Raw genomic sequence first — 19,700 nt, 5'->3', positions numbered from 1 at the left:
CAGCCCCTCCAACCGGACGGAGCAATCACAATGTCCGAAACCCATTCTCTCGAAGAGCTGTCGAGCCGGTTCGCTGATCAAGCGATCCGCGCCGAGGCGATGGCCGAGACCATGGAGCCGGCAAAGCGGGCCGCGTTTGAGCGCGAGCTCTCAGACATCTATGCTGGCATCGCGCATATGCAGCCGATCGGGGCGCAATCGCACAGGCTGAACGAGGTCCCATCCGACGCAGGCGTTTATTCCGAAACCAACATCGAACGCGACGCTCTCGCGCGGCTGTCGGCGACGGATGTTCGGCAGCGGGTGGAAACCTCACTTGAAGGCACCGGCATCGATGCGGACCGGGTCATCGCGCGGATCGAGACCGGAGCGAACAGTGCGGCACTGGAACGCCAGTGGCTCGCCGACGATCTTCGGGCGATCGCGAAGAATGATCGGCTCGACCTTGAGCGCCAGGACCATCGGGACATCGCGACCGAGCGGCTGAACGACCTTCACGTCGAGCTAAGCGAAGCGCTGCATCGAGCTGGCATCCTGCGCAACGATGGGGCGAGCGAGGCGGCCGCCGTTACCGACGCGAACCTCGTCGCCAATGAGCCGACGTCGCCCGTTGAAGAAGCTCGAACCTATGTCGAGGAGACCGATGCGGTTCTCCGAGACATGCTTTCAGCGATGCGGGCGAACAGCGCGATGGACTCATTCGATCGCGAGGCCGATGGCACCCGCTTCCGGGAAGCGGTCGAAGAGCATCTTGATGAGGAGCAGATCGCAAATCTGAAGCAGGGCGATGATAGCGCCTTGGCTGATCTTGCTGACGACCGCCTGGACCGGCTCTACCTGGCAAAAGCCTATCTGCAATCCGATGCCGCGACCGCGAACGGCGGCGCGGCGCAGGATGTCATGCGCGAGATCGCGGAAACGGAGGTCGACCGGGTTCGCGAGCGCCATGGCGAAACCCACAACGAGCCGGGAACGCGCCATGGGTAAGGGTTCTGTCCTCGCCGCGGTCGTCTCGCTTGGACTGATCGGTGCGGCGATCGGCGTGGTTCTGGCAACGATTTATCTGACGCTCGCCGAGCCTGCTCTTCCCGTCGATGCCGATCCGACGTTCATCCTGCGAAACTATGCCTGGCTTCACAGTGCTCGGCCTGATGCTTTTCTGATCGTGAACCTGTTCACCAGCGTTTCGGCAGTCGGTGGCATCATGGTAAGTTCGCTCCTCGCCGGCGACGCCCTCACCAAATACGGGCGGACCCATTGGCAAACTCGACGTGAGATGAAGCGGCGCTGCTTCTTCGGCCCGCTTGGAACCGGCTTCGTTCTCGGCAAGACGAATTCGCGCTTTGGCCGATCGCAGCTGATCACTTCGACTCGCTTTCCGCATGCTCTTCTCGTCGCACCAACGGGCCGAGGAAAGACGGTCGGCTTCGTCATTCCGAACCTTCTGACTTTCAAGGGCAGCGCAGTCGTCCTCGACGTGAAAGGCGAGAATTTCGAAGCGACGGCCCGCCATCGAAAGACGCATGGTGACGATGTCTTCCGCTTCGCGCCGACCGATTGGCGTTCGGGGCGCACCCATCGCTACAACCCGCTGAAGCGCATTTCCGAGATGGAGAACCCGCATCGCCAGCAGATGGAGCTGCAACTTCTCGCAACTCTCTTCCTTCAGGCCGACAGCGATCACGTGCGAGGCCTCCTGAAAGGCGGCATCGATATCTTCGTCGCCGCTGGCCTTCTCGCCTTCGAGCGCGGCATCCCGACCCTCGGCGAAATCTATAGGATTGCGGTCTCCGGCGGCGATAAGCAGAAGGAGTACAATCTTCGCGCCCAGGAGGTTCGGAACCACGCAGCCAAGCAGATCTTCGTGCGCATGGCATCGACCAACAACGACACGCTCACATCCTACATCTCGCTTCTGATGACCTCCGGGCTCGATCAGTGGAGCAATCCGGCGATCGATGCTGCGACCGCAGTCTCCGACTTCGACTTCAGAACGATCAGGAAGAAGCCGTTCTCGGTCTATCTCGTCGTCGAGACGCTGATGGTGAAGCCGCTCTCCTCGCTCATTCGGCTGTTCTTCTCCGATCTCATCGCAGCGCTTCAGGAGAACGAGCCGGGTCCTGACGAGCCCTGGCCGGTGATGATCATGCTCGACGAGTTCAACCGGCTCGGAAAGATGCCGATCGTCACGGACTCGATCGAAACACTTCGCTCCTTTCGCGGCCATCTCGCCATCGTCACCCAGAGCATTCCGGCTCTCGACGAGATCTATGGCGAGAACACACGCCGCGCGCTGCAGAGCAATGCCGGCGTCAAGCTCTACCTCACGCCATCGGACGAGAAGACGATCGAGGAACTGACGAAGGCAGTCGGCACGACGACCAAGCGCGTCGTCACGAAGTCGCGCTCGATCGGCGCCAATCCCTTCAAGGGCCTTAGCGCGTCCGAGCGCACCGAGGAGACCGCGCTTCTCACGGAAGACGACGCCCGGCGGATGCCGCTCGACGACATCGTCCTCGTCATCGATGCTCAGATGCCGATCCGCGCGAAGCGGGTGGCGTATTTTAAGGACAGGCCGTTCAGGCAGATCCATGCTGCGCAGAGCGGCGAGTATCCGTTGCCGGAGGCGAATGCGGGGCCGCGTGTCGAACATGATGCGCGCAGGGAGAGCCACGAAGACGGCGCTCCGATAGAAGCAGGCAGCGGCGAAGACGCGCCAACTCGTCCGATTCGACGGAAATCGCGATATCGAGCGAAAGAGCGCGCGCCTGAAACACAGCCAACGGCGAGAGTTTCCGTAGGAGGTGGTGGTTCGAAAGATTCGAACATTGCCGATGCTTCCGAAGACGTTCAACGCGTACTTCGTTTTCCGAAGAGAAAGCGAGCCAAGATAATTGGCGACCCGCATATGATCGAGGCCGGTAGCAGACCACGACGGGTCGTTCGGACGCCCGTCGCCGAAGATGAGGACGATCGAGTTTCGCTCGAACTTGCGACGAGCAGCCTGCGGGATCTCATGAACCGCGCGGATGCCGAAGCGTGATCGAGCCCATAAGGTCGCGGCAGCTCGGCGCCCATGGCGGACATATGAGGTCGACAACGACCGTTCCAGGAGCTGCCGTTTCCCCATTCTAACCAAGGGTCAACAAAGCGCGGGAAATGGAAGTTGAACTGACGTGGTGAGTTCACGAAATAGATGGATAGAGCGTAATGTTTAAAGGGCAGACAGGAATTCAAACGGAGACCATTAATTCCAACTTGATGCAGCTAATGTGCTCAAACTTGCACAACCGCTTGAGCGTCAATCAAGGCGTCGACAGCTACTTGAACCTCGGCATAGAGCTCAGTGTCTAACTCTTCCGCATCGATCTCGACAATCAGCGCATAGCGCACAGATGGCAATCCTTGGTTCAGAAGCTTTTTCGACTTCCACCATCCGGTGACGGGGTGAACAGCCAGCAAGTTGCGCCGCGCCAGATCTGAAGCCTTACATGTCAGCTGATCTATATGGAGGGAGCCGACATGGCGCCGATTGCTACCGAAGTCCCAAAGATCATCCTCGTCGTTTGCAGGACCATCGGGTTGTTCGGCCGCCTTGTTGATCCGAGCCAGGAATTGGGCTTCGTTCTCGCCAGCGCGATTGAGTTGGAAACGTAAGTTGTGGGACGCGTAGCGATACCGAACGCCGCGCGAGGCTTCGGACGGGTTCGGAGCGATAAAGCTGCTGAGTGCCACCCGCAAGATCACATCGGCATCGCCGAGCGCGCGCAAAGCCTCAACGGGCCAGGGAAGGGCGAACAGCTTCATTTCATTGTGGACATCACCGCCGGTCTTCTCAGAAATTCCGTAAGGCGTAATCGTGTCTTCGACGATGAGGGTCAGCGCGTTCGACGCGCTGCGGCGGGCACGGGCCATGTCCGGCACACCATAACCATAGCGCTGAAAAAGGGGCGTGTAGTGACCTTTGTTCGGCTGGGCAGGCAGATGTGCGCGCATCTGCTGCGTCCACCGCGCTGAAGACACATAGAGACCACGGACTGTCTCGGGCCAAAGTGTCGGATAGTCCGACCAGAGTTCCGTTACGTCCTTCGCTGCAAGCGCTGTCGCCGCGCTGGTGTCGAAGGTGAATGTGAAGGATCGGACCGGATAATTGTGGTGCGTTGAAAGGAGTGATAACCATCCGTGCCGCATTGGCGGAGGCATGGCACTTAGCGCCCAGTTGCCACCCTCGAGGACAACATCCGGCTTGATGGGCCAATGGGAGGACCACGACGCGGTTCGCGACGCCGGCGAAAGATCTCCGAACGGTGCGAGAGCTTGCGCCGGTTCGCCGTCTGGCAGAACGTTCTTCTCGGTATAGGCGCCGACAGACAGCGCGTTCCAAGCCTGGGCCGGCGACTCAATCTCGTTGTCCTCGTGATCGCATCGATCAAGATAACTTCCTACGCCAAAGGTGAAGTTGTCAGTATTCCCCGCCGAAACTAGCACCAGACGCCGCTGTCGGATCTCTCCTGACACGCCAGCCGCCAGCTGATCGACCTCCGTCGACCAGGAGGTCGGCGCGCCGTCATGCGGCGTGTCTTCACCCGTCGTCGTCGTCATTGTGAAAGTACGGCGTCGAGGGCCGACCAGTTCGACCGCATTTATCGCCTGTCTTGTCACCGCGCCGAGGAGATGATGCGGGTTCACCCCTGCATCAGGCAGCAGCTTTACGGATTCCAGACGGTTCACGACTGAAACCGGGTTCGCCTGGTGCAGTTTAGGCGTCAGATCGCCAAAGAGCGCCAGCCCCCCCATCTCCGTGCCATGGCCCTTCACGTCCTCCAATCCCCAGGCCGGGTTGGCGGCATGTCGGTCATCCATGCTGAGCGCCGGCTGAATGAGAGGATGCGCGCGACTGACACCGGTATCCAAAAGCGTAACGTAGCCAGGATCGGGATTGTCGGTATAGGTCGTACGACCCGCGAGTTCGTCGACCCACTGCGCCTGTTCGGCCACTGGCAAGCCGTCGAAGAAATCCGCTGTGATGGTCGGAGCGGCAAGGGCGCGCACGCCGCCCAGTCGGCGGACGGCCTGAGCGAGCTGATTGCGATCGGCCTGTACGACCACAACGGTATCTTCGGGAAACTCCAGCCGATCCGCTCCCACGGTGACGCCGTAGTTTGGTGCGGCCGCGACGAAGGCTTCGGTCATTTGAGGCTCAAGCCAAACCTCCCAGACAGTCGCAATATCCGCTCCGGGAAATTTGCCTGGAGGGCTGCGCCAGAGGGCACGCAATCCCGCTTCCGTGATGGCAGCAACGCTTTGCACCAGGTCCGCGTTCTTCGGACGCCCCGGGACGATTTCACCATCTTTCTCGCGATCAGGCGTGTCTTCAGTCCGAAACTGCTCGACCTTCTTGCGCAGGTTCTCAACACCTTTGGCTGTCGCAAAGACCGTCGCACGCTCCTGGGCTCCGCCGGGATCAAGGGCCTCGGCGACGCGAAGGAGCGTCAGGCCACTAGCGTCGAGGCTATCCTTTTTCAGGCGCTCGTCGACACGCGAGCGTACTTCCAGATAGACGCCGGGAAGCTCAGCAACTGGAATATTCGGCAGCGCATCGATGGCCTGAAGCAGCGCTTGGGCGTGCGCGGCACGACTGGGGACATCACCTGGTCTTTTGGACCCGCCCCCGCCCTTTGCCTTGAACGGGCGCGGCTGTCCGAGACTGCGAAGGTGGAAGTGTCGAAGGTCTCGTGCCATTGTTATCGGTCCCTAGTTCTTGGAGCGACCGTCGGCGTTCGAGGGCATCAAGCAAATCCTGTGTCGCAATTTTGTCGGTGTCGTTCAGCACAGCACGTCGGGCGGCATCTTCCGCCGCCGCCACGACATCGGCCGTCGATAGGCCCGTGGCGGCATCCGTCACCCGCTTCCAACCCATCCGAGCCAGCGAGAATCCGATCAGGCGGCGTTCGAGAGCCTGCCGGATGGCCGGGCCATCGGGCATCACATAAGGCAACACGAGATCGAAGCGGCGCAGCACCGCGCGGTCAAGAATTTCCGGCAGGTTTGTGGTGGCAATGACGATGGAAGGCCCGGTATCCTCATCCAAGAACTGCAGGAATGAGTTCAGAACCCGCCGGGCCTCGCCGACGTCGTTCTCACCGCCCCGTGCCGCGGCCAAAGCGTCGATTTCGTCGAAGAGATAGATGCCGCGCGTCGTCTTGACGGCATCGAAGATCATCTTCAGCTTCTGAGCTGTTTCACCCATGAACTTCGTGATCAGCCCGTGGAGCATGACCGAAAAGAGGGGGTACTGCAGCTCGCCGGCGAGCGCTGACGCACTTAGGGTTTTGCCGGTTCCGGGAGGACCGGAGAGGAGAACGCGCCGCCGTGGCTTCAACCCTTTTGCCTCAAGCTTTTCACGCATGCGCGTCTCGACAACGAGATGCGCGAGTTCGCTCTCGATCCTGTCTGGCAAAATGACATCGACGAGGCGCTTGGACGGATAGGACGCGGCAAGGAACTCCGCCAGATCGCCTCGGGGTGCTGCAATCGGCGTAACTATGGGGCTTCGTTTCGCTGGCGGCTTTTGCGCTGCTTCGGCCCATTGTCGCAACTGTTCGGCCAGCCGGGTGTGCCCCTTTTGCTCTTCGGCCGCAGAAAGTTGCATCGCCAGATCGTAAAAACGATCAGCGTTCCCTTCTGCGTGGCTTTTGACGAGCCCGATGAGTTGTTGAGCGGACGCCATTTGATACCCATTCTCCGACCTTGGGATCATAGTCGAGAAACTGTTAATGAACTAGATTTCGCGCGCGCATTCGGCCCAAGTTTTTCCGCCCGACACAAGCCAATTGCAATGTATTACGCTTGCCGATCATCTCTAGAGCAAAACGTCCCTGGAACTTGGGCATCGACGTTTAATCGTTTACGTGCGGATCAATGTCCGCTTCACCGGTTCGCCGTGCCCGAACCTGCCGGTCCGCTTACGGCCCTTCGATCGTTGGGCAAAACTCTCGATCTTCTCTTTCGGCCATTCCGGCCGATGGAGAAGGACGATGGGATATCCGGAGTATGATCCGGCGGGTAAAGCTCGTCGAGCATGGAACGCAAGCCGAACAGTTGGCGCGAAACGAGCCCTGAAGCCGCAGCAGGTGTGGGGGATCCGCTTCTGGCTCGATCGCGAAGGACGGATTCGAGACCGAGCGCTGTTCGATCTCGCGATCGACAGCAAACTTCGAGGCTGCGATGTCGTGAAGATCAAGATCGGCGATCTGACGTCGGGTGGGAGAATTCGAACGCGAGCAATCGTCGTACAGCAGAAGACAAAACGGCCGGTTCAGTTCGAACTGCTCGAACCTGCCCGGTCGAGCCTTCTGATTTGGCTGGAACTTCGAGGCGGGACGATCGACGACTACGCCTTTCCCAGCCGGATCGATCGGACGGATCACATCAGCACCAGACAGTATGCCCGTCTGGTTGACGAGTGGGTAACAGCGATCGGTCTCCGGCAGGAGGACTATGGTACGCATTCGCTTCGTCGGACGAAAGCGTCGATCATCTACAAAGCGACCGGTAATCTGCGAGCGGTTCAGATCCTTCTCGGTCATACGAAGATCGAGAGCACCGTTCGCTACCTCGGCGTCGATATCGAAGACGCGTTGACGCTCGCCGAAGGGACTGAGGTGTAAGACCGATCGTCATAAGGGTAGGACGGCTGTTGCGGATGTATCGCAGCGGCCGTTCCGATCGTGTGATCGGATAGTATTCTGGGTATTGTTCGCGGGCAAGGAGACGCGACCGTCTCTCTGCACAGTTCGTGCGTCGTGCCCATCGCGGACATTCCGAACGCATTGGATCAATCATTATTTGTTATCAGGTGCCGTCTGCGAAGGAAACGCTCGCCCGCGGCGCTCTGGAACCAAGTCATTCCTCCGGCAATGCGTACGCCACGATCTGGTCGCCGACCTGCGGCTTCAGGATCGAGTTGCCACCCGCGACGAAGACGATCCACTCGCGACCCTTGTGTTCGAAGACGGCCGGGTTCGAGACCGAGGGCGCCATCACCGGGTCGTTCCAGAGTTCTTCGCCGTTCGCCGCATCGAGCGCTCTGACGCGGGCATCGATCGAGCCGCCGATGAAGATAAGGCCTCCGCCGGTCGAGACCGGGCCGCCGATCGTCGGCGTCCCCCAGCTCGACGGCATATAGAAGCCGTAGCGTTGGACGCGGCCGAACGGCACTTCCCAGACCTTCTCACCCTTGCCGATGTCGTAGGCGCTCATCGTGCCGAACGGCGGCTTCCAGCACGGCATGCCGGCCCAGTTCTCGAACGCCGTGAGATAGACACCGTACGGCGCGCCTTCCTGCGGATAGTAACCGGCCTCGTTGCCCGAGCCACCCGCGATGTTCTCGTACTCTTCGCGCGGGATCAGCTGGAAGATCTGCGCGACGCGGCTGGCATTGACGTAGAAAAGACCGGTCTTCCGGTCGTAGCTGCCGCCGCCCCACTGCATGCCGCCGGACGTTCCCGGGTAGGCGAGGGTGCCCTCGGTCGAAGGGGGCGTGAACAGGCCTTCGTAGCGCAACTCTTCGGCCTGGCGCGAGCAGCCGCCGAACGAGACGAGGTCGGCCAGCCACCAGACACCCGGCCAGTTCTCATGATCGTTCGTCGGCGGTGGGGCGACTGGAAACGGCTGAGTGGACGATGCGACTTCGCCGTCCGCATCGGAGGAGGGGACGTTCTTTTCCGACCAGTCGAAAATCGGCTCGCCCGAGCGGCGGTCGAGCACGTAGAGGAAGCCCTGCTTCGTCGTCTGGACCAGCGCCGGGACCGTCTCGCCGTTCCGCTCGATGTCGATCAGCGTCGGCGCGGCGTTGGTGTCGTAGTCCCAGATGTCGTGACGGACGAGCTGGCGCGACCAGGCGATGTCGCCGGTCTCGACGTCGACCGCCGTGACGGACGTCGCCATGGGGATCGGCTCGGTCCGGTTTCCGCCCCAATAATTCGGGCTCGGCGAGGAGATCGGCACGTAGACGAGGCCGAGGTCCGGATCGGCGCTCATCGCGGTCCAAACATTGGCCGTGCCGGTGCGCTGACGGACGTCTTCAGGAATGAACTCGACCGTCCATTTCCGCTCGCCCGTCCACGCGTCTATGCCGAAGAGAGTCCCTGGAGGCGCTTCGGCGAAGGCCCAGTCCTTGCCGGCCCAACCGAGGACCAGTGTATCGCCCACCACCGTCGGCGGCTGCAGCAGCGAGAGCGGCCAGCGGTCGTTGGTCGTGTTCCACTGGTTGACGTCGAGGATGCCGCCTTGGCCGAAGTCCGCGCATGGTTTGCCAGTATCGGCATCGACGGCGTGCAGCGTCGCCGTCATGGTGCCGAGATAGATCCGCTTCTGACAGGCCTTACCGTCTTGTGGGTCGGACGCCCCCCAATAGGCGACACCGCGATTCTTGAGGGCTGGCTGGGTCACCGCTTCGAGACGGGACTTCGAATCGTAGCTCCACTTCTCCGCGCCGGTCTCCGGGTCGAGCGCGAGGATGCGGTAGAAGGGCGTCCCGAAATAAAGCGTCTCGTTGGCGTAGATCGGCGTTGCGGACCAGACGGTCGGCGGCAGGTCGCCCGAGCCGTCCGAGAGATCGCCGGTATGCACCTCCCACTGGCGTTCGAGATCGCCGACGTTCTCCGTCGTGATTGCTTCGGCGGGTGCGTATTTCTGCGCCGAGAGCTGCCCGTGAAAACTGTCCCATCTGTCTTGGGCTGCAAGCGGCGTTGCGACGAGTCCGGCGACACAGGTGATGAAGGCGAGCGTGCGGATCATGGACGGGTTACAATCGATTGGCCGACGACGACCAGGATGCCGGCGATGAGCGCGGCGAGCCAGATCGCGGGTTGCAACAGCAGAACGCCTGCCAGTGCGGTCAGCAGCGCGGCGAGGACGAACAATGCGAGGATGATCCGCCCGAACCAGCCGTTCGTTGCTGCGACGGCGAGGGTGCTGAGAGCGATCGCGACATGCCCGAACGCCGCGAGCAACGGACCGGCCGTGCCGTTCACGCCGGTCGAAGGCGCAAAGAACGCGTAGATCGACCAGATGAAGCCGAAGGCCGCGATGAGAACCGCGATGCCGAGAAGTCGGTCTCTATCTGTCATTCGATGCCTTGCAGTATGGATAAGACCCCTCATTGAGCGGATCGCTTCGATGTCGCCAAGATGACGAGCCAGATCGCGAGGCCGCCAAGCGAAAGCGCAACGCCGACATAGCCGGTCCAGGCCCAGCCGAAGCCGGCGGAAAGCGCGAAGCCGGCGAGAAGTGGCCCGAGCGCGTTCGCGGCGTTGAAGGCGGCGTGGTTCATGGCTGCCGCCATGGTTTGCGCTTCGCCGGCGACATCCATCAGCCTGGTCTGGAGCGGCACGACGAGGCCGCCGCCGAGGCCGATCAAGAACATTGCGGCGAACATGAAGGACATCGAGCCGATCGAGGCCGCGTAGATCAGTCCGGAGATCGCGAGAACGGCTTGGAATGCCGCCGCGGACTTGAGAACGCGTCCGCCCGTGAGTTTGCCCGCGACCCAGTTACCGACAACGACGCCGAGGCCATAGATCACCAGGCCGATCGAGATCCAGTATTGCGGTTCATCGACGGTCTGGAGGAATGCTGCGGAGAAGTAGGAGTAGATCGCGAAAGTGCCGCCGTAACCGATCGCGCCCATGGCCAGCACGAGCAGCACCTGACGATTGGCGAGGGCGCGGAGCTGCTTCAAAGGCTGGGCGCTCGGATCTGGGCCCTCATAGGGCGCCGTCAGCCAAATGCCGAGCGCGGTGAGCGCCGCCAGACCTGCGACGATCGCAAAACCGAGCCGCCAACCGAGCGACTGTCCGAAAGCATTGACCGCAGGGACCCCGACGACGGTCGCGACGGCTAGGCCCAGCATGATGTGGCTCGTCGCCTGCGCGCGCTTGCCCTTACCGGCAATGTCGGCGGCAAAGAGAATCGCGATCCCGAAATAGGCACCGTGCGGCAATCCGGCGAGGAAACGCGCAGCGTCCAGAGTGAGGATGGAGGGCGCGAACGCCGACAGGGTGTAGCCTGCGGCGACCACCAACATGAGCCCGATCAGCGTATATTTTCGCGGCCAGCGGGCCGCGAGGACCGCAATCAGCGGTGCGCCGATCATCACACCGACGGCATAGGCGCTGACGGCGTGACCGGCGACGCTCTCGCTGACACCGAGACCTTCTGCATAATGCGGAAGAAGGCTCATCGCCGAAAACTCGCCGGCACCAAGCGTGAAACCACCGCAGGCAAGACAGAAGGTGACAAGCGCGAGGCTCGGCTCGCTGCGGCTATTCGAGGTCGCTGTGGCGTGGGTCATGGGTTGTCTCGTCCTTGCGAAGATCGGAAGTTCGAAGTCGGACCGCCTCGCCCAACCCGTGGGCATCGTCTCGAGACGATGCCCGACAGGGCGGTCCGTTTCTTGAAAGCATCGCCCGGGGCTGAAGGCGTTCGGGGCAGTCGTCGTGGCTGGATCGGCTGTCCGACTGCGTGGCCGACCGAGATCAGCAGACGCCGAGGCCGCCGAATACTCGACCGGCTGATCCTGGTCAGTCTGCGACGTTCACTGAGCGAGATAACCGCCATCGATCGGCAGGTCTGCTCCGGTGATGAACGAGGCCTCGTCCGAGGCGAGGAACGCGATCCCGTTCGCGATCTCCTCCGGCCTGCCCATGCGGCCCATGGGATGCATGCCGACGACCTTCTTGATGCCGTCATCCGACAGCTTGTCGACCGCAGGCGTATCGATCGTGCCCGGCGAGACTGCATTGACCCGCACGCCCTTCGGCGCAAGGTCTATTGCGAAGTGCTTAGTCAGACCCGCTGCGACGTATTTCGCGGGTCCGTAGACCGCCTGACCGACCTGGCCCCCATAGGCCGAGATGGAGGACAGGAAGACGATCGAGCCCGAACCCTGCTTGGTCATGATCTCGGCTGCGAACTTGCCGCAAAGGAACATGCCCTTTCCGTCGACGGCAAAGGTATCGTCCCATAGGTCGGAGGAGGCCTGTTCGATCGTTGCCTCGGGGATGACGCCTGCATTGGCGACGAGGACGTCGATCCGATCGTACGCCTTCATCGTCTCGTCGAAAAACGTCTTAACCTCGGCCTCCTCGCGCACGTCGCAGACGAAGCTTTCGACCGTTGCGCCGGAGGTCTTCAACATCTCCGACGCTTCCTTCAGCGCAGCCTCGTCATAGTCGCAGATCGAGAGCTTGGCACCCTCGCGCGCGAACTTCTGTGCGGTGGCGAAGCCGATGCCCTTCGCGGCACCGGTGATCATGGCGATCTTGCCATCGAGACGGGGGGCGGATGTCGTATTGCTCATGGTGTCTCCGATTATTCAACTAAAGTGATTAATTAGGTCAAAGCGCGATCGTTCCGCTTTCGGCGTCCCGCCGAGCGCATTGCTGCTGCCACGAAATTTCATAGGTGCCGCGTCGTTCCGGATTGCAGCGCGCAACCGGTCGAGGTCAGCGTCTGGTCAAAGATCGAGATCGGCCAGAGCCTGGCGCATCACTTCGGGGTCGGCCTCGATGCCGGTCCAGTATTCGAGCCCGATCACTCCTTGCCCGACCAGCATGGAAAGGCCGTCCACAATGGTGCAGCCGTTGGCGTCCGCCGCCTTGAGAAACCGGGTCTTCGGTGGATTGTGAATGCCGTCGGCGACCACTTTGTCCGACGTCAGACTGTCCGGATCGATGTCGGGCATCTGATCGACGTTCGGATAAAGCCCCTGCGATGTGGCATGAACGACGATCTCGACATCGCTCGGCACGGAGACCGTCTGGTCCCACGGATGGTATTCGGCCTTTGCTGGCGTCCTGCCCGCGATGAGGCTTGCAACGGCTTCGCCGCGATTCCGGCTGCGGTTGACGACGAGGATCTTCGCGGCTCCCGCAAGCGCCAGTTCGACGCCGACGGCACGACCGGCCCCGCCGGCTCCGAACAGCATCACCGTCTTGCCGCTCGGATCGGTGACGTCGGACAGCGCCTTCACGAAGCCCTTGCCGTCGGTGTTCTCGCCGATCAGCTTGCCGTCGCGTGCGACGATCGTATTGACCGCGCCGATGATCTCCGCGCTTTCTCCGAGGCCGTCGAGATGGTCGATGATGGCGACCTTGTGCGGGATCGAGCAGTTGAAGCCGCGCCACCCCATGGCCCGCGCACCCTTCACCGCATCGCCGAGCCCTTCGGGCACCACCTCGCAGTTGATGTAGCGCCAGTCGAGATCGTAATGACGGAAGGCCGCCTCGATCATCGCCACCGTCGGGTTCTCGGCTGCAGGTTGGGCGAACGAGCCCGTCAGCGGCAGAAGAAAATTCTCGGCCATCTCAAAGATCTCCTCGAACAGGACCGATCGCCTCCGTGCGCTCCAGCATGACGGCGAGGAACGGTGCCAGCGGGAGAACGGGTGTCAGGGTTGACTGATAGGCGTGGTAGAGATCGGGCTTGCCCCTATAGATCCGCTCGGACGGTGCGTTCTCGCCATCGACCTCGTTGTGCCAGGACCCACAACGCCGGTCGATCACGTGAAGATCGAGATAGTCCCAGAGCGTACGGTACCAGCGTTCGTATTCGGTGCGTCCGGTGCGCTTCAGAAGACCGGCTGCCGCTGTGATGGCCTCGGCCTGAGCCCAGTGCGCGCGGTTTTTCACGCTCGGCCTGCCGTCCCAGCCGATCGTATAGACGAGGCCGGGATTGCCGTCTGTCTTCCAGCCGTCGCGCATGCCGGCGCGAAACAGCTTCTCGGCGTGGCCCAGCATCCAGTCCGGGGCACCTTCGCCCTGCGCCAGAAGGGCGGCTTCCAGCTTGAGCAGCAGATGCGACCATTCGACGAAATGGCCGGGCGTCATCCCGTAGGGTCTCAGATCGTCGTCGGGCTTGTCTTCGTTGTAGTCCTTCAAGATCGTCCAGTTGCGATCGAAATGCTCGACGATGCGGAAATCGTGTTCCGCAGCGATCTCGTGGACGAAACGCGTGACGATGCGAAGCGCCCGCTCGCGCCAGACCGGCGCGTCGAGAACGTCGGCGAGCGCCATCGAAACCTCGACCGAGTGCATGTTGGCGTTCGCGCCCCGATAGTCCTCCTCGTCCGACCAGTCGGGCGCAAAGCTCTCGCGCATGACGCCCTCGTCCTCGGACCAGAACCGGGTCTCGAGGATGGTGACGATCTCCTTCAGCAGCGCTTTCGCGCCCGGGCGTCCGGCGACATGGGCCGATGCGGCCGCGAGCGCGACGAAGGCATGGGCATAGGCCTGTTTGCGCCCCGATCCATCGTGCCAGCCGCCGTTCTCATGGTCCTTCAGCGGGCCAATGAGGGCTTCGAGGCCATGATCGACCAACGGCACCGCACCCGGCAAACCCTGAAGCGCGCCGAGCGCGTAGGAGTGCGTCATTCGGGCGGTCACGACGAGATCGGGCGTGGCATCGTCCGGCATCCGCCCGGTCGTATCGAGTGAACCGAAACCGACCGGAAGTCTGCTCTCCTTGGAAAAGTCGAGAAGCCGTTGACCCTGATCGCTCAGCCAGCGCCGGTGGCGAGCGCTGGTGATCCAGCTCCCGCCCTTCGGCGCGATGGGCGCGATGACATCCGCCCCATCAGCCATTGATGATCATGCCACCGTTCACGTGTATCGTCTGGCCGGTGACGTAGGAGCCGTCCTCGCAGGCTAGATAGACGAAGGCCGGCGCGAGCTCGCAGGGCTGACCCATGCGGCCCATCGCGGTCGAGTCGCCAAGATGCGGCACCTCTTCGGCAGACCAACCCTGGGGCTGGATCGGTGTCCAGATCGGGCCGGGGGCCACCTCGTTGACACGAATGCCCTTGTCCGCGATCTGGAGAGCAAGTCCGCGGGTGAAGCTCGCGATTGCGCCCTTGGTCGCGGTATAGGCCGTCACCACCGGCGCACCGGCAAACGCGTTGACCGAGGTCGTGTTGATGATCGAGGCGCCCTTCGTCATATGCTTCAGCGCCGCGCGGGTGAGGTAGAAGGGCCCGTGGACGTTGACGGCGAAGTGCCGCTCCCACGATTCGTCGCTCGTGTCGGTGAACTCGCGCTCGCCCTGCATATGGCCGGCATTGTTGACGAGGACGTCGATGCCGCCGAACGTCTCGACCACCGTGCCTATGGCCTCGTCGCAGGCTTTGCGGTCGGAGACGTCCGCGGGAATAGTGAGCGTCTTCGCGCCCTCCTTCTCGATCAGCCAGATCGTCTCGTCCGCATCGGCCTGCTCTTCGGGAAGGTAAAGGATCGCGACGTCCGCGCCCTCGCGAGCGAAATGCAGCGCGACGGCGCGCCCGATCCCGCTGTCGCCGCCGGTGATCAAGGTGCGTTTGCCTTTCAGCTTTTCCGAGCCCTTGTAGCTCTCGCGAATGTGGGTCGCGGGCGGCGTGAGCTTGCTTTCGACGCCTGGAACGCGGTCCTGGCTCTGCTCGGGAATGTCCTTGGCGAATGGGAAATTCATGGTGTGTGGTCCTCTCATTTCAGACGTGATGGTTCGCGTCGCGGCGTCTGGGCGCGGCGAATGACGAGCGGTCCGGTGTCGGTTGGTGGCGGTCCCGGCGTGGGACGTCAGCCGATGATGTCGGTCTGTTCGCCGACGAGGATCAGCGTGTTGTCGTGGTCGAGGAAGGTCTTCTCGTCGGGAAAGACTTTCGACTGGTAGGTCTCGGAGGTCAGCACCGCCTTCATGCCGTCCGGCCCATCGAACCAGATTTCGGCGGTGCCGTCATAGTCGGCCTGGGGAACGGTCCCCTCGGGCGGCTCCACCGGATGGGTCTGGATATATCGCTTCACGTGGGTTCCAGCTTCGGGGATCGAGCGGAACAGCGGTCCGTGATCCTCGATGTGGTGGCGAACGAATTCCTCGCGGCTGATATCGGGATGCCGCTTCAGGAACATGGTCATCTTGATCATGTCCGTCTCCTTCGAATTCGGGGTGAGTGTGGGTTACGGGCGCGGCGTCCAGCGAGCCGCCGGTGCTTCCGCTGGATAGGAGATACCGCCGGGATAGGTCAGAAGCTCGATCAGCATGCCCCAGGGCGCCCGGCCGTAGATGCCGGCATTACCTTCGGCGTCCTCGTTGTTGGCGAGCGGATGGGGACCCTTGAGCGGTTCGCCGCCGGCCTTGGTGAAGGCGTCGAGGGCTGCGTCTATGTCGTCCACATAGACGCCGAAATGGGTCAGGCCGCGATCCTGAAGCCGGGCCGGGTCGGCCTGATCGGCGTTCTCCATCTGGAAGAGTTCGAGACACGGACCCTCTCCGAGCCGCATCAGCCGCATATGGACGATCTTCGCGCCCTTGGAGAGACCGAGTTCGGCTTCCGGCCCTTCGCCCGCCATCGGTTCTGCATCCTTCGGCAGAACGTCGTAGAGCGTTACCGCGCCGAAGGCGTCCGCGAAGAAACGGCTCGCTTCCTCGATGTCGGGCACGGTGAGCCCGATATGGTCGATCCCGCGAACGCCGGGCCTCGACGTACGCGGTCCTTCGAGCGGTGTCACCTCGCTGACCGATGACCCGCCGCCGGTCGCGATCTCTTCGAGCGCAGCGTTGAACTGCTTCGTGTGGGGCTGGTCGAGATGCAACTGAAACGCCGCGTCGTCGCGATATCGCTCGATCATGACGAGGGCGCCGCTTTCTTCGGCGTAGACCTCGAAGGTGATATTGCCAGGCTCGGCGCGAACATTTTGAGCGAGTTCTTCGACAAGGGCCTTGAGACGGCTATTCTCGCCGGTGCGGGGAGTGGCCCGTGCGATGACGCATCGCGTCGTGTCCGGGACCGTCGATATGCGGGTCGATTGAAAGGTCACGATGGCCTCCTTCCGTCAGTTATGCTGCGCTGCGGCAGTCGAGAAGAAAATGGCGGCAACCCTTGCTTTGTTCCGATATTTTCAGCATCAAATCAACCAGTTTCGAAAATGAGATCAAATATCCAATAATGATGGAAAAACGGCTCATATGATCCAATCCGTCGAGCGCGCTGCCCATATCCTTGAAGCGATCGCCCATGCTGGCGGAGCAGCGCATCTGAACGCGATAGCGGCTGCCACGAATCTGCGATCGACGACCGCCCACAACATCCTGAAGACGCTGCAGTCGCTCGGCTACGTGCGGCGACGCGCAGGCGATACGCGCTATCATCTGGGCGACAGGATCCAGAACCTTGCACGCGTTGCCGGCGACGACGATCGCCTTCGGCGCGATCTGCGCCCGGCGCTTGAGGCGATGACGGAAGAAACTGGCGAGACGGTCTTCCTGGCGGTCCCGTCGGGCGACGAAGTCTATTTCCTCGACGCGATCGAAAGCCGTCAGACCCTGAAGGCGGGAAGCCAGGCCAGCGAACGCCTTCCCATGGCGGGCTCGGCAATCGGGCTTCTCTTCCTCGCCCTGATCCCGCAGATCAGGAACCGGATGCTGCAAACCCATTCGGATCGCATCGGGCCCAAGCTGGAAGCGGAGATCGAGGCGATCGCAAAGCGCGGCTATGCGCTCGACCAGGAGAATTGGCTGCCCGGCCTCAACTGCGTCGCGGTTCCCTATGCCGAAGCCGGGGAGGTGCGTGCCGGCTTCGGTCTCGCCGGTCCGTCATCTCGTCTGCCGCTTGGCCAGCTCGAGACGTTCGCAGACGTCATGAACCGGATCCTATCTCAATGACCTCGCGATCGACCGCATCCATGAAAGAAAGCGACAGACCATGGCGCACAAGATGATCTTCGTCACTGGCTCGACCCAGGGCATCGGCTTCAATATAGCACGCGACTTGGCGGATGCGGGCCATTCGGTCGTCGTCCACGCCCGTAGTAGCGAGCGCGCCGGAGAAACGAATTTCTCGGGCATGGCCGGCGTCGTTGTCGGCGACATCTCGACGCTCGCCGGAATGCGCACGGTCGCCGATCAGGCGAACGGCTTCGGGCCGTTCGATGCGGTCGTTCACAATGCCGAACTCGGCTACCGCGAGCCGCGACGGGTCGAGACCGAGGACGGTCTGTCCCAGCTATGGGCGGTGAACGTTCTGGCGCCGTACGTCCTCACCTGTCTGATCGAGACCCCGAAGCGGCTGATCTTCACCGGTTCCGGCATGCATCCGAGCGCATCTTCCCGTCTCGACGATCTGCAATGGCGCAATCGATCGTGGAGTGGCGCGTCGGCCTATGCGGAGACGAAGCTTCAAGATATCGCGCTCGCCTTCGCTCTCGCGCGTCGTTGGTCGGAGGTCGCCGTGAACGCGGTCTCGCCCGGCTGGGTGCCGACCCGCATGGGCGGGACCGGCCCGCCGGACGATCTCGAACGGGCTCACCTGACGCAGGTCTGGCTCGCGGCCTCCGACGAGATCGCGGCGACGAAAAGCGGTCGATATCTCTATCACAAGGAGCCGGAGAGGACGCACGCGGCGGCACGGGACACAGCTTATCAGGACGCGCTGATCGCAGCCTGCGAAGAGGCGAGCGGCGTCAGTCTTCCGGGCTTATAGCGCCAATCGAGTGACGCTTGGAGCGGGTTTTTCAGTCACTGGCAGCTTTGTTGGCCGATTTCTCGAAAGCTGACCGTTTGCTTTCGGCCCCTCCTCCCAAAATTCGCCGGTCTACATCGCGCCCATCGTTAAAGGAGCTTCGCTACTTTCCGGCCGACGCAATTCGGCGCGATCGTTCCACCATCCGCTGAACCTGCGTGCCGGCTCCTACGACGGCGCCCCTAGTGTAGGCGCCGGCAAGCTCGGGCACGGTCCGAGCTCCAAGCTTTTCCCTATTTAAAGAGCCCTTTGTGTTGACTAGACCTGCACCGAAACGCATGGCTCCATCCCCCATCGGGACCATGGCCGGCATGACGACGTTGCCGGAGATGCTTCGGACAATGAAGGGCGTCGACAGGATGAAGCCTTTCGCCATCAGGATCAGCATGAAGAGCGGGAGTACCTGACCAATCGTCGAGGCGTTGTCCGGATTGCCAAGGGAAGCGATGAGGGAGTTGCCGACACCGATGATCGTCGCGAACATGCCGGCGACGATCACCGGGTAGAGCGCGAACGAGATCGTTCCGGAGAGCCAGCGCAGGAAATAGTCTTTCGTCACCTCGAACAGGGTCAGGAAGATCATGATCGGCCCGAGGGAGATCATCAGGGTCACGACGAGCCGCGAGAAGATGAGGATGAATGCGGCAATGCCGCCGAGGAGGCTGACGAGAAGCACGCCGACGATATCGAGCATCGCGCCGGCGAACCAGTTGGCTTCTTGGCTGGTCGCGTCGAGGGCTTCGGTCAACGTTTCCAGGAGTTCGTCGAACTCTTCGGCGAAGGTGCCAGATGGGCCTGGTTCGCCGCCGCCGACTGAGGCGACGAGCGAGCCGGCGACGGTATCTATGCCGTTCAAGAGCGCCGAGGAGAACGCATCGAATTGCGTCCAGCTCTGCGCGAAGATCGCGATCAGGACCATCTTTACGCAAAGCCAAAATGTCTGCCTTCCATCGAGCGAGCGCCACTGGAAGACAAGGTTGATGGCGACGAAAAGGAGAACGATCGTGCAGGCAAGCGAGCCGAGCGTTCCGACCGTCGCTGCGAGCGCGCCGAACTGGGTTTCAGCGGCGTCAGCGAGATAGCCGTCCGTGGTTTCGACGAAATAAGTGACGACCGACATCGTAAACTACTCTTATCTCTTGAGTTTCTT

Annotated in this window: 17 protein-coding genes; 5 read left to right on the top strand and 12 right to left on the bottom strand. The window is 62.0% G+C overall.

All coding sequences use genetic code 11. From position 1 onward, the window contains the following. Window positions 1-30: 30 nt before the first annotated feature. Complete coding sequence (locus DYI37_RS20365; RefSeq protein ID WP_245414006.1) at window positions 31-987, top strand: hypothetical protein; 957 nt, start codon at window positions 31-33, stop codon at window positions 985-987. Then, window positions 980-3,043, top strand: coding sequence for a type IV secretory system conjugative DNA transfer family protein (locus DYI37_RS18905; protein WP_158555224.1), 2,064 nt, complete (start codon window positions 980-982; stop codon window positions 3,041-3,043). Before DYI37_RS20365 ends, DYI37_RS18905 begins: the two co-directional genes overlap by 8 nt. A 233-nt stretch (window positions 3,044-3,276) precedes the next feature. On the opposite strand, the gene DYI37_RS18900 is transcribed toward DYI37_RS18905, so the two are convergent. Continuing rightward, the gene (locus DYI37_RS18900) at window positions 3,277-5,742 is read right to left on the bottom strand and encodes a S8 family peptidase (protein ID WP_116684836.1); all 2,466 of its coding nucleotides are present in this window, start codon (window positions 5,740-5,742) and stop codon (window positions 3,277-3,279) included. Continuing rightward, entirely contained in the window at window positions 5,648-6,730 is a 1,083-nt protein-coding gene (locus tag DYI37_RS18895; RefSeq protein WP_116684856.1) for an AAA family ATPase, read from the bottom strand. The genes DYI37_RS18900 and DYI37_RS18895 overlap by 95 nt, the downstream gene beginning before the upstream one ends. 307 nt (window positions 6,731-7,037) lie before the next feature. Between DYI37_RS18895 and DYI37_RS18890 the strand changes: the two genes are divergently transcribed. Beyond that, on the top strand, window positions 7,038-7,670 hold the full coding sequence (locus DYI37_RS18890; protein WP_116684835.1) for a tyrosine-type recombinase/integrase: 633 nt from the start codon (window positions 7,038-7,040) through the stop codon (window positions 7,668-7,670). A 235-nt stretch (window positions 7,671-7,905) separates the two neighbouring features. Here DYI37_RS18890 and DYI37_RS18885 read toward each other — a convergent pair whose 3' ends face one another. From DYI37_RS18885 to DYI37_RS18845, 9 genes are all read right to left on the bottom strand, one after another. Beyond that, on the bottom strand, window positions 7,906-9,801 hold the full coding sequence (locus DYI37_RS18885) for a pyrroloquinoline quinone-dependent dehydrogenase (RefSeq protein ID WP_116684834.1): 1,896 nt from the start codon (window positions 9,799-9,801) through the stop codon (window positions 7,906-7,908). Beyond that, entirely contained in the window at window positions 9,798-10,133 is a 336-nt protein-coding gene (locus tag DYI37_RS18880) for a hypothetical protein (RefSeq protein ID WP_116684833.1), read from the bottom strand. The genes DYI37_RS18885 and DYI37_RS18880 overlap by 4 nt, the downstream gene beginning before the upstream one ends. A gap of 29 nt (window positions 10,134-10,162) precedes the next feature. Further along, on the bottom strand, window positions 10,163-11,356 hold the full coding sequence (locus tag DYI37_RS18875) for an MFS transporter (protein WP_116684832.1): 1,194 nt from the start codon (window positions 11,354-11,356) through the stop codon (window positions 10,163-10,165). 243 nt (window positions 11,357-11,599) lie between these two features. Then, window positions 11,600-12,364: an SDR family NAD(P)-dependent oxidoreductase gene (locus DYI37_RS18870; protein ID WP_116684831.1), complete on the bottom strand. Its 765-nt coding sequence runs from the start codon at window positions 12,362-12,364 to the stop codon at window positions 11,600-11,602. A 156-nt stretch (window positions 12,365-12,520) separates the two neighbouring features. After that, complete coding sequence (gene aroE, locus DYI37_RS18865; RefSeq protein WP_116684830.1) at window positions 12,521-13,369, bottom strand: shikimate dehydrogenase; 849 nt, start codon at window positions 13,367-13,369, stop codon at window positions 12,521-12,523. A 1-nt stretch (window position 13,370) separates the two neighbouring features. Beyond that, window positions 13,371-14,645, bottom strand: coding sequence for a D-mannose isomerase (locus DYI37_RS18860; RefSeq protein WP_116684829.1), 1,275 nt, complete (start codon window positions 14,643-14,645; stop codon window positions 13,371-13,373). Continuing rightward, the gene (locus tag DYI37_RS18855) at window positions 14,638-15,504 is read right to left on the bottom strand and encodes an SDR family oxidoreductase (RefSeq protein WP_116684828.1); all 867 of its coding nucleotides are present in this window, start codon (window positions 15,502-15,504) and stop codon (window positions 14,638-14,640) included. Before DYI37_RS18855 ends, DYI37_RS18860 begins: the two co-directional genes overlap by 8 nt. A gap of 107 nt (window positions 15,505-15,611) precedes the next feature. Continuing rightward, entirely contained in the window at window positions 15,612-15,956 is a 345-nt protein-coding gene (locus DYI37_RS18850) for an EthD domain-containing protein (protein ID WP_116684827.1), read from the bottom strand. Window positions 15,957-15,989: 33 nt separating this feature from the next. Then, window positions 15,990-16,850, bottom strand: coding sequence for a VOC family protein (locus DYI37_RS18845; protein ID WP_116684826.1), 861 nt, complete (start codon window positions 16,848-16,850; stop codon window positions 15,990-15,992). A gap of 148 nt (window positions 16,851-16,998) precedes the next feature. Here DYI37_RS18845 and DYI37_RS18840 point away from each other — a divergent pair, with 148 nt between their 5' ends. Together DYI37_RS18840 and DYI37_RS18835 are read left to right on the top strand one after the other, a co-directional pair. After that, window positions 16,999-17,694, top strand: a complete 696-nt coding sequence (locus DYI37_RS18840; RefSeq protein WP_116684825.1) for an IclR family transcriptional regulator — start codon at window positions 16,999-17,001, stop codon at window positions 17,692-17,694. 40 nt (window positions 17,695-17,734) lie between these two features. Then, window positions 17,735-18,511 (top strand): SDR family NAD(P)-dependent oxidoreductase, encoded by a 777-nt coding sequence (locus DYI37_RS18835; protein WP_116684824.1) that lies wholly within the window; start codon window positions 17,735-17,737, stop codon window positions 18,509-18,511. A gap of 142 nt (window positions 18,512-18,653) precedes the next feature. Here DYI37_RS18835 and DYI37_RS18830 read toward each other — a convergent pair whose 3' ends face one another. Next, complete coding sequence (locus DYI37_RS18830) at window positions 18,654-19,670, bottom strand: TrbL/VirB6 family protein (RefSeq protein ID WP_116684823.1); 1,017 nt, start codon at window positions 19,668-19,670, stop codon at window positions 18,654-18,656. Window positions 19,671-19,700 lie beyond the last annotated feature (30 nt).

The sequence above is a fragment of the Fulvimarina endophytica genome (assembly GCF_003403015.1).
In the GTDB taxonomy this organism is placed as follows: domain Bacteria; phylum Pseudomonadota; class Alphaproteobacteria; order Rhizobiales; family Rhizobiaceae; genus Fulvimarina; species Fulvimarina endophytica.
Note: the sequence above shows the minus strand (reverse complement) of the source record. Positions and strands in the feature narration are given on the sequence as shown.